The sequence below is a fragment of the uncultured Negativibacillus sp. genome (genome assembly GCF_944388365.1).
GTDB lineage: Bacteria > Bacillota > Clostridia > Oscillospirales > Ruminococcaceae > Negativibacillus.
Window position 1 is genome coordinate 1 of sequence record NZ_CALXIN010000067.1, and the last position, 10,462, is coordinate 10,462.

Sequence of the window (10,462 nt, forward strand, 5' to 3'; positions counted from 1 at the left end):
AAAACTCGCGGAGGGTATGCTGTGGTGCTTCATCTAAAAATGTTGGGGATGTAAATAAAAAGCGAAACTCCTCTATTTCTTCCAGTTCTTGTTTGAGTTCCTCGAAAGCATAGACAGAAAAACAGGCGGCAGCAACAGATACCAGGCTGCCTTGGCTCATGGTAGTACGTAGATCATCCACCAGCTTCTCTGTAACATTATTTATAATTTTCACTTTTCTCGCCAACCTTAGCTCATTGAAATTTTAAGACGCCTATTTTTTCACAATCATTCTTATAGTATATATTTTGGACCATAAAATATCAACGCCCTGTTTCAACGGCAAAATAATATGAATAGCATTTCTCCTTGAGACGGTTTGCCTGCCCCAATATAAGACGAAAAGTCCCCTGCAATCTGCAGGGGATCTTTATATTACTGCGGTATGCCATTGCTTTCGTCCAGCATCATAGCAACCTGATAAATAAACTCTTCCGGTGTTGGCCTATCACCTTTAAAGGTCATCATATCCCACAGCACTTGTGCGCTTGCATCGTGGTGATCATATGCCTCGTCAATGGCATATTGCATCTCCTTCAAAACATCCTCTGGAGTTGTTCCGCTTTCCTGAGCAACCCTTTCAATAATTTCCTGAAATTTTTTCATAGCTCTGCCCCCGTCTTTAGAATTTGTTTTAGTTCTTTAGACCGAGTATAAAGCTAAAAGAACAATGATGTCCAGCGAAATTTGTCGAACAGAAGCAAAAAAACAGGAAGAGCCTGCGGCTCTTCCCATTGTCACTTCTCTGTTAATATACCCACCACTTTGAGTATACGCATTTTCTCGTCGCGTGGAAGCTCATCGATGGCGGCAGAAAGCTCAGACGCAACACTTTTGGTTGCCTGATCCACAACATCAATGAGCAGAGAATCTGCAGATACTCCAAGGACATTGGCAATTGCCACAAAGGTATCCATACGTGCGATTTTAGTACCACGCTCGATTACACTCACATGGGTTGGACTTATATCGATAAGGGCCGCAAGATCTTCCTGCGTCAAATTTTTCTTTTCCCTTGCAGTCTTAATTCGTTGTCCGACAGCCTTAGCATCCATCGTACCACCTCCTCCTTTAGAACTTGCTTTCGCTCTAAAGACAGTATATATGGGAGGTGCCCAATCATACAGAAGCTAAAGAATTACATATAGTTCTAAAGACCTAAAACCAAGAAAGAACCACCGGCAACATCAAAGTCATGGTGCAGCCAGTGGTTCTGTGCAATATTGGGTACTTCATCGTGCAGTCACGACGCTTGTTGTAGAGCAGAAGCCTGGTTCACAATATATGAACTACTCGCCTCCATCGAAAATCCTTTCTCCCTCAAGCTGAAATACATCATCAAGGGGAATGTCAACGCCATCTGCCATCTGAATAACTCGGTCTATGTCATTTATCCGTTTGATTTGCCCTGTATGTGTCAGGTAAGCGCCTCCTTCTTTCCTGGCATCAGCCTGGAAGAAAGTAACCGTCACGGTTGGCCGAATAGATAACAACTCTCGAATCCTCTGCATTTTCAAATCCAAAGCCGCCTGTTCATCTTCACTCAAATCTACCTTGCGATCAGTCAATCTGGCCGTTTCAGCTATGGCCGCCTCATACCCAGTAAGTGCTGCAAATGGTGAGAATTGCGCTGCCCGGTCAGACATTGGCATCTGTGGCCGGCTTTTGGATACATGATGCGGCAGATGGATAATGTCATTGTAATTGTCAGTAGACATGATACATTTACTCTCTTTCATGCGCTTAGGTAGATGACTCGCTCCCAAAATATCCATCATGTCCATCGAGCTTATAATTACGCCCGGTGTCCACCAATCTGTGCATTACGGTCTTTAGCAGTTGCGCCATCCTCGAGATTCATGCCTTTAAGGATCGCATTTTTCCCGAACTTATTTTTTATGGAAAGCATTGTTTCCTGCATTTTTCGCTCCTTGGCCAGCGCCGCTTGCTCTTGTTTGCGCTGTGCATCCAGTGCCGCATAATCGGTGAACAAATCCATCTGTTCACCCTCATTCTGCTGAACGGGTACATCACGCTCAGAAATGACATGACCAGCAACGATATTGAGCCTGCGGACCAAGAGCGCTGAATCCACAATACGATCAAAAAGAGCTGAGGCAGCTTCCATAATCTTCTTGGTGGATGAAGTGTATGCAGCCAGCTTCTCTGTACCATGTGCGTGCTTAGGAATTTCCCGGCCGTAATGATCCTTAACGATCGAGCCGTGGTATCGCTGCCTCCGGCCAGGGTCGGTCAGGTTTTCAATATCGAATCCCACGGTAACAACAATCTGGTCGGTCACCATCTTTTTGCTTACCAGATCCAGAGCCAGCAGTTCCGCCATCTCTCTCAAAACCAAGCGAGCCTTCTCCGCTGTATATGGACAATGCAGAACCTGGCCGGAACCAAGACTGCTGTCAGCGGGACGATACGCCTTAACTGCCTCGATGGTACATGGCTCCCAGCCCCAGGCATGGTCAATGAGAAGTTCTGCGTTTTTTCCGAATAGCTGATACAGCAAATCCTCATTGGTTTCTGACATCCGCGCCACATCACCCATTGTGAACATTCCATGGGATTCCAGCTTTCTTGCATAGCCACGCCCAACACGCCAAAAGTCGGTGAGGGGCTGGTGTGACCACATGGTTTCTCGATATCGCATCTCGTCCAATTCGGCAATGCGTACACCATTTTTGTCCGCAGGGATGTGCTTCGCCACAATGTCCATTGCAACTTTACAGAGATACAGATTGGTGCCAATGCCCGCTGTTGCTGTAATACCAGTCGTCTCTATGACATCAAGAATAATCTTCATAGCCAGCTCTCTTGGGGAGAGTTTGTAGGTGCTCAAATAATCTGTGACATCCATAAAAACTTCATCGATGGAATACACAATGATATCTTCTGGGGCAATATATTTCAGGTAGATGTTGTAAATGCGAGTGCTGTACTCCATATAGTACGCCATGCGAGGGGGTGCGATCAGATAGTCAATCTTCAGTCCCGGTGTTGCATTTAGCTCAGAGAGAAAGCAGGACTTTCCCGAAAAACGGTGCCCAGGAGCATCATGCAGCCGCCCGCGATTGGCCTCTCGAACTTGCTGGATCACCTCAAACAGCCTCGCCCTGCCAGGAATGCCATAGGTTTTCAGCGATGGTGTTACAGCAAGACAGATAGTCTTGTCTGTTCGGCTCTCATCTGCCACCACCAGATTGGTGTCCAGCGGGTCAAGCCCCCTCTCCCGGCACTCAACGGAAGCATAGAAGCTCTTGAGGTCAATTGCGATATAGAACCTTTGCTTCATGCTTTAGTGCCCCCCTTGGATTTATTTGGCCTCAGTTGAATACGATACATTTGGCAAAGAGAGCCATCATGGGTCGAGTTCCGGTTCCTCAATAATGCCATAATCAACCAGGATGTTCTCATCCGCATAAGTGGGATAAACGATCCCGGTCATCTCATGGGTATAGCGCCGGACACGGCGAAAATCCTTCACTGGCTCCGGTGCAAAAGCAGCCGTTTCGAAGTTCGCATACTCAGGAGTTCCAGCCAGATCGGCAGATACCGCATGAATCAAGGCATCCGTTACCGCATCGAGGTTAGGTCCGTACTCTACCGCAACCAGTTCGTGTTTACGAACATCCTTATCTAACTTCCCAAATGAGCGATACAGCTTGTACTTCATGGTGTGGCTCCTTTCTACCAAGGTTTTCGTCTTTATCTCAAAAAATCGCTTCTATGGTCTATAGGGCGAAGATCGTACCCAAGTTCCGTTAGATGGGCAATTTTCAATGCAACCAGATTGATATCCGTATCCATCGCCCTTGCTATCTGCTCGGCAGAATAGCGGTAATTGTAGATGTAGTCCAGCAGCTCGTCGTTGTCGATCAAAATTTCCGCGGCAACAATATTCGCTTCATACTCAGGGCGTGTAGTCATATCGTAGAGCATAAACTCATGCAGGCTGTTTGCCTGTGCGAGCTTTCGATGCAACTGGTCATGCCCCAGCTCATGGGCACAGACAATGCGTAGCATTCTGTCTCCCAGGCTCTTGTTCAGAAAAATAAACCGATTCCGCTTGATGACACGGTACATCCCCTTGAGAGAACCAAAGTCATCGCAAAAGAGAACCTCGATCCCGAGCTCGTGTGCAATCCGAAAGGGATCGCGTGTGCCACATCGCCTCACCAGCGAGGCGCCGACTTTGGAAAGCATTTGGCCAGTCACAAGTCCACCTCCGTCCCATAGCTGCTTATAGTTATTATCTCATGTCTGGCGTCCGATTAGATGGACTTATTCCTCATGGCGTCGATATTTTTTAGGAGTGTATTTTCTGTTCTTCTCTTTCGCTTTCCAATAGGCATCATTGAGCGCGCGCATTGCCCCCTCAAGGGCATCTTCGGATAGCTGACCGCCCGCAAATAGCCCGGTCACCTCGCCAACCAGCTCGTCAATATCCCGAGCAGCCTTTGCGCCGCCCTTTTGATGAGCCTCCACGGAATAGGTCTCAGTGCTGCTAAGAAGGTAATCAGATGTGGTGCCAAGCGCAGCGGCAATTTCTCCGATCACCTTCATATTCCCAGGTTTCCGCGACCCCATCTCATAATTTTGTATCGTCCGTACCGTTACTGAAACTCTTTCTGCAAGTTCTGCTTGTGTTAATCCGGCCTCGATCCGCTTTTCCTTCAGCCGATCCTTGAACCCCATAAAGGCACCTCTTTCTGTTATACTGCTACAGACACGAACAGTTTTTCGTGAAAAATGATTGACACGAAATATTGTTCGGGCTATAATAAGAGCAACACACGAAACTTTGTTCGTGTTTATCGTAGCACACGAACAGCAGATTTGTCAACAAAAACACGAAAGATTGTTCGTGAACAGAAGGTTTTTCAAATGGGGGATGCAGCAATGGAAGTACAGTGCAGGAAAGAATATGTCTCAGTAAACCTTGATGTAGACCGGAACGGTGTGGTCCATCCCCGGTTTATTCGCTGGGCAAATGGACGAATCTTTCAGATCGATCAACTGAAATACAAATGTCGAGCTGCGTCTACGAAGGTGAGCGGAGGCGGTATCCGTTACACTGTCATGATCCACGGCAAAGAAACCTTTCTGTTCAGCGAGGGAAACAAATGGTTTGTGGAGGCAAAGGAGGCGAGCCAATGATCCTTTCACATCAGCAGATCGAGGAAATCGGTGCTGCGGTGACCCAGGACTTCAATGAGTTCTATTTTCATGACAGCACTGTGCAACGGAGCATTTTTGTCCGCGCAACACCCATTGAGCAACTTGCGCGTGAGTATCTTGGCTTAAGCATTGGATTTGCCCGATTGTCCATGGATTGCAGTATCTGCGGGCTGACCTGCTATGCTGATACTGAATTTACCTTTGAGGAGCTGGGGGTAATTCATACAGTTTCCCTCAAACGAAACCAAGTGCTTCTGGATTCAAGTTTTATCGAAATTGGCAATGTCAAGAAGCTGTACGGCAAATGCCGGTTTACTCTGGCCCATGAGTGCGCCCACCAGATTTTATTTCAGTTGGAATGCGAGGAATCCAGGCAGAGGTACCGCCAAACCTACTCTGAACGGAAGCCCTATTCGCTTCGAGATCTTAAGACGAGAGAAGACTGGAACGAGTGGCAGGCCAATGCACTGGGCGCAGCTCTGCTGATGCCTCAAGAGGAAGTGGATAGAGCCATGTGGTTTTTTGCTCAATGCCGAACACTTATAAGCTACGGAGGGAGGTTTTCGTATGCCGACAAATTAGCCCTTTCTCTTCTCTGCCAAACGCTTGGTGTATCCAAATCAGCTGCAGTGATTCGTCTGCGTCAGCTGGGATACCTGGAAGAACATCCATACACGGAGTTCTCTGATCCGTTGGAGGTGTGGGCATGAGCAAAAATATTCGTATCACAGAACCTTCCGCAGAAATGCTGGGGAAGATTGTTCGGGCACGGCAGGCAATAGCGGAACAGAAGCAGCGATATATCAAGTGTCCATATTGCCAACACAATGCCATTGCTGTGTATGAGGACACAAGGGGTCATGTCGAAACCAAGTGTAAGAAGTGCGGGAAAGTCACCGTATTCGATGTTGTAAACATGAGGAAAAATGCAGTTCATTTTTAGCCGAAGGAAAAGTAACAAAAACTGAATAAACATAGCTGAGCTGTGGAGCCGCCTGATAGGTGTAGTCATCCTGATGCCGCATGGGCAGAGTCGAAAGACTCTGTTTATCGGCATGGACAGAGTGACCACCGTCATGCGGCTCTCTTTTTGCCTTGCCTTCCCGCGGCCTCGCGCCGGCGGAAAGGACAAGACAATGAGTATTCCTAAAACACCTGCTGAATTCGATTATGACCTGTGGACCACAGAGAAAGGCAAATGCATGGTGAGAATCAAAGCCACCGGCGAAGTAACCGAAGTGGAGCGTGCTGTCATGCAAGTCCTGCGCGCGGAAGAAAAGCGGCTCCGGCGAGCATTATCCACTGAGCAAGGAGGCAAAACGGAAGAAGCACCTTCTCCCTCTGTCCTCTCTTTGGATGTATTGCCAGAGAACATAGCAGACTCCCGCTGGTTGATGGATAGCTGCGATTATGCAGAAGAAGTCTCAACGAAACTGCTGGAGTACGACCTTCGAGAAAGCCTGACACCTATCCAATATGGGATCTATCAGGCTTGCATTCTGAATGGGGTCAGCTACAAGGCATATGCGGACCGAATGGGCGTCAGCTACCAAAGCGTACAGAATGCCATCCGGCTCATTCAGAAAAAAGCAAAAAATATTTTCGGTTGATGGTTGTGGTTCGGTGAAAAGATGTCCGTTGTAAAGTGAAGGGGTTATTAAGGAACCTTCACTGAACCTTGAAAACTGAATATCCGGCAGCTAAATAACATCAGCGTTTGAGCGAGCGATGCGGACGGTGCGCGATGACCACCTGTAGGAGACCAGAAGACGATCCTTTTCTTTTACTCCTATCAATGACGGCCAATAAGGTGCCCAGCGGGTCCACCGATCCAAAAGCAGGTATGGCAGCCTGTTTCGCCATGACCTCATTTGCCTACAATGGTACCCTTGCCCAGCCACAGCCCCCCTTGAACGGGGGATCACGCAATGGGGGCAACCCGGAGAGATCCTCGGGGGAGTGAGATTCTCGGAGTGCGGCGCCCGCCGCAGTTTAGCTGTACGCCCAGGCCTGGGGAAGTAGTGTCGAATACAGGCGAATAAATCTATTGTCAAAGTACAGAAGGCCGCTCCAGACTTGGAGCCTATGCGTGCTCTCCTGACCTTTGGGGGCGGCCTTCTGTTTCCTTTGATAGTAGAGATATGGGAATCGGTCATAGCCGTTTATCTACCTCCTTTTCAAAATGTCTGAAACATCTATCATCCCTTCATTTCCCCCATACACCCTCCCCCTCTCCAAGGCTCCCTGATCGGTTCCCATATTTCTGCTATCAAAAGCAGGATAGGAAAGTGAGGGATCATGATGGAAAATATTGATTTGTGCGGCATCATCCAGCTGCTCCGTTCTTTGGTAGCGCAGAAGAAAACAACAGAAAAAGAGGCCCGGAAGATATTGGCCCGAATTGCCGCTCAGACCGGCGCCAGCATTGTTATTTCCTTCTGAATTCTTGCTCTTTTCAATAGCTATTCCAAGAGTGTTGTGGTATTGTTTGTGTTGCCAAAGGAGGTGAACTGACATGGCGGAAAAGCGAATGACAGACGGCAGCATGGCGCTGCAGGAAAAAAAGTATCGGGTCATAACCATCGAGGCTACAGAAAAGCCCAAGGACGTGAAACTGCGGGTCGCTGCCTACGCCCGTGTCAGTTCAGCCTCGGATGATCAGCTCAACTCCTTCGCTGCACAGAACCAGTACTACGCCAGCCTGATCTCCAGTAAGGAAAATTGGAGCATGGTGGACATATATGCCGACGAAGGCATCACCGGCACTTCGGCTGAGAAGCGAGATGACTTCCAACGACTCCTCACAGACTGCCGCAGAGGTCTGATCGACCGGGTGCTGGTAAAGTCCATCTCCCGCTTCGCCCGCAACACCAAGGAATGTCTGGAGGCGATTCGGGAGCTGAAATCGCTGGGTGTTGGGGTGTGCTTCGAAAAAGAGAATATCGACACCGCGACCATGTCCGGCGAAATGATGACTGCTCTGTTCGCATCCTTCGCCCAGGCCGAAAGCGAGTCCATCTCCGGTAATATGCGATGGAGCTACCAGAGGAGGATGCAAAGCGGGACATTCCTTCCGTCCTCTGTTCCATACGGATACAGAATTTGCAATCGCCAGATCGTAATTGATGAAGAAGAAGCCAAGGTTGTCCGCAGAATTTTCATGGATTATCTTGCTGGTATCAATATGGCAGAAATTGCGGCATCACTAAATCGTATGGGAGTACCCAAGCGGAAAGGGAATGCCGAAATCTTCTGGCACAAAACCACCATACGATATATGCTCTCTAATGAGCGATACGTCGGTGATTCACTATGGCAAAAAACATATATGACAGATGCGTTTCCTCCCGTGATGGTGCGAAACCGTGGTGAAAAGGAAATGTATTATGCCGAGGCAACACACCCAGCAATTATCACGAAAGAAGAATTTGACGCAGTTCAGATGCTCCTTGGGCAACGCGCAAAACGAGAAGTATGCCCCGAAAATAGATCCCCCTTCGATCAAAAAGTATTCTGTGGTCAGTGCGGAACATCCTTTCGAAAGAAAGTCAGCCATGGGAAAGTTTTTTGGAGCTGCAGGAAGCACAATGAGGACATCCAGAGCTGCCCTGTTACGCAAGTGCCTGATGCAGAAATTCGCAGGGCATTCCTTCGACTGCATTACAATCTCAAGATACACGGTGAAGCTATCCTCACCCAAATGCTCAACTCACTCCAGGCAATCCGCAACCGTCGAATGCTATGGAGTCTGGATGTCATTGAACTCAACAAACAAATATCTGAATTAACAAGTCAGAATCAAATGCTGGCCGCGCTGAAAGAGCAAGGACTCATTGATCCTGACTTTTTTATATCCCAAAACAACGAGCTGACCGAACAGCTCCGTACCGCAAAGCTGAAAAAGGAACGCCTGCTGGTCGCCGATGGCGATAGCACCATCGCCCAAACGCGGGAACTGATGGAAATACTGGATGCAGGGCCGGACTTCCTTAATGACTTCGATGCGGAGCTGTTCGGTGAACTCATTGACAGAATCATCGTAGACAGCAGCGAACAGCTCCGCTTCCGCCTGAAAAACGGATTGGAGCTGCTCGAGATCATAGAGAGGACGGTGCGGTAATGGGCATTCGAAAGCAGCCCTTTGGTTACCAAGTGAAAATGGGGGAAATTGTTCTCCACGCCCAAGAAGCAAAACTGGTGGAGTATATCTTCCAACAGTACCTATCCGGTGCCTCCTTCAACATATTGGTAGCCCAGCTGAGGGAGCAGCCGATTCCCTATGATGAGGGAAAGTTATGGAATAAAAACATGGTCGCCCGAATTTTAGAAGATCGTCGCTACACCGGGGAGAGTGATTATCCGGCCATCATCGACCAGAAAACACTGAGCAGAGTCCTCGAAAAGCGAAGCGCAAAACAGGCTCCCACACAAAAAACGGAAACACAAAAGCTCCTGCGCCGGCTGAGCGGCCATACCGCCACAGAGCAGATGGAACAGCAGGTTCGCAACCTACTCAACGGTCTGATTGCATCACCGGAACACATCACTCTACCAACACCGGAACATCTGCCATATACCCCCGAGCAGATGTTGCAAAAGGAACTGGATGCCGTGATGGAGCAACAGCCAATCGATGAGGATGCAGCTCAGAATCTCATTCTGGCCATCGCCGCAGCACAATACAGTGCCATAGATCCAAACCAGTATGAAACCATCCGACTCCGCAGGCTGTTCTCCAGGCATGAGCTTATGGCTGAGCTGGATGATGAACTGATGCAAAGTTCAGTCTCGGCTATCCTGTGCTACAAAGATGGAACCATAGATATTCGATTAAAAAATCATCAAATAATAGGAAGAAGTGAAACAGTATGAGAGAAAGCCCGCCTAAAGTCATTACCATCCCCGCCAAGCCGGAGGCTGCAGCCCAGCAAACTATTAAGCGACAGCTCCGAGTGGCAGCCTACTGCCGTGTTTCCACCGACGATGAGGAACAGCTCACCAGCTATGAAGCCCAGCAGAATTACTACACCGACAAGATCATGACCAACCGTGACTGGACCATGGCTGGAATCTTTGCTGACGAGGGCATCACAGGTACTTCAGCCCGCAAGCGCCCTGAATTCCTGAAGATGATCCGGATGTGCAAGCAAAAGAAGATCGACATTGTCCTGACCAAATCCATCTCCCGCTTCGCCAGAAATACGGTGGACTGCCTGAACTACATTCGCGCCCT

General features: G+C 48.5%; 15 protein-coding genes. 7 read left to right on the plus strand and 8 right to left on the minus strand.

What is annotated here, in order from left to right:
* The 8 genes from Q0L39_RS08690 to Q0L39_RS08725 all read right to left on the minus strand — a co-directional run.
* Positions 1–214 (minus strand): helicase (locus Q0L39_RS08690; protein ID WP_296628417.1); only part of this gene is annotated, 214 nt, incomplete at its 3' end.
* Positions 215–414: 200 nt separating this feature from the next.
* Positions 415–645, minus strand: coding sequence for a sporulation initiation factor Spo0A C-terminal domain-containing protein (locus Q0L39_RS08695; RefSeq protein WP_296628419.1), 231 nt, complete (start codon positions 643–645; stop codon positions 415–417).
* A gap of 131 nt (positions 646–776) precedes the next feature.
* Positions 777–1,094 (minus strand): helix-turn-helix transcriptional regulator, encoded by a 318-nt coding sequence (locus tag Q0L39_RS08700; RefSeq protein WP_296628421.1) that lies wholly within the window; start codon positions 1,092–1,094, stop codon positions 777–779.
* A 234-nt stretch (positions 1,095–1,328) separates the two neighbouring features.
* Complete coding sequence (locus Q0L39_RS08705; protein WP_296628442.1) at positions 1,329–1,757, minus strand: hypothetical protein; 429 nt, start codon at positions 1,755–1,757, stop codon at positions 1,329–1,331.
* Between the two features lie 77 nt (positions 1,758–1,834).
* Positions 1,835–3,343: a DNA methylase gene (locus tag Q0L39_RS08710; protein ID WP_296628423.1), complete on the minus strand. Its 1,509-nt coding sequence runs from the start codon at positions 3,341–3,343 to the stop codon at positions 1,835–1,837.
* A 66-nt stretch (positions 3,344–3,409) separates the two neighbouring features.
* Positions 3,410–3,724 carry a carboxylate--amine ligase gene (locus Q0L39_RS08715; RefSeq protein ID WP_296628425.1) on the minus strand — a complete coding sequence of 105 codons (315 nt, stop codon included), beginning with the start codon at positions 3,722–3,724 and terminating at the stop codon, positions 3,410–3,412.
* 32 nt (positions 3,725–3,756) lie between these two features.
* Positions 3,757–4,266: an ImmA/IrrE family metallo-endopeptidase gene (locus Q0L39_RS08720; RefSeq protein ID WP_296628427.1), complete on the minus strand. Its 510-nt coding sequence runs from the start codon at positions 4,264–4,266 to the stop codon at positions 3,757–3,759.
* A gap of 66 nt (positions 4,267–4,332) precedes the next feature.
* Entirely contained in the window at positions 4,333–4,746 is a 414-nt protein-coding gene (locus Q0L39_RS08725; RefSeq protein ID WP_296628428.1) for a helix-turn-helix transcriptional regulator, read from the minus strand.
* 189 nt (positions 4,747–4,935) lie between these two features.
* Between Q0L39_RS08725 and Q0L39_RS08730 the strand changes: the two genes are divergently transcribed.
* From Q0L39_RS08730 to Q0L39_RS08760, 7 genes are all read left to right on the plus strand, one after another.
* Positions 4,936–5,208, plus strand: a complete 273-nt coding sequence (locus Q0L39_RS08730) for a hypothetical protein (RefSeq protein ID WP_296628431.1) — start codon at positions 4,936–4,938, stop codon at positions 5,206–5,208.
* The gene (locus Q0L39_RS08735) at positions 5,205–5,939 is read left to right on the plus strand and encodes an ImmA/IrrE family metallo-endopeptidase (protein ID WP_296628432.1); all 735 of its coding nucleotides are present in this window, start codon (positions 5,205–5,207) and stop codon (positions 5,937–5,939) included. The genes Q0L39_RS08730 and Q0L39_RS08735 overlap by 4 nt, the downstream gene beginning before the upstream one ends.
* A 426-nt stretch (positions 5,940–6,365) precedes the next feature.
* The gene (locus tag Q0L39_RS08740; protein WP_296628434.1) at positions 6,366–6,839 is read left to right on the plus strand and encodes a hypothetical protein; all 474 of its coding nucleotides are present in this window, start codon (positions 6,366–6,368) and stop codon (positions 6,837–6,839) included.
* A 688-nt stretch (positions 6,840–7,527) separates the two neighbouring features.
* Positions 7,528–7,671, plus strand: a complete 144-nt coding sequence (locus Q0L39_RS08745) for a hypothetical protein (RefSeq protein ID WP_296628435.1) — start codon at positions 7,528–7,530, stop codon at positions 7,669–7,671.
* Positions 7,672–7,744: 73 nt separating this feature from the next.
* The gene (locus Q0L39_RS08750; protein ID WP_296628437.1) at positions 7,745–9,349 is read left to right on the plus strand and encodes a recombinase family protein; all 1,605 of its coding nucleotides are present in this window, start codon (positions 7,745–7,747) and stop codon (positions 9,347–9,349) included.
* The gene (locus tag Q0L39_RS08755) at positions 9,349–10,101 is read left to right on the plus strand and encodes a recombinase family protein (RefSeq protein WP_296628438.1); all 753 of its coding nucleotides are present in this window, start codon (positions 9,349–9,351) and stop codon (positions 10,099–10,101) included. Before Q0L39_RS08750 ends, Q0L39_RS08755 begins: the two co-directional genes overlap by 1 nt.
* Positions 10,098–10,462: recombinase family protein (locus Q0L39_RS08760; RefSeq protein ID WP_296628440.1), on the plus strand; the 365-nt coding region annotated here is incomplete at its 3' end. The genes Q0L39_RS08755 and Q0L39_RS08760, both read left to right, overlap by 4 nt.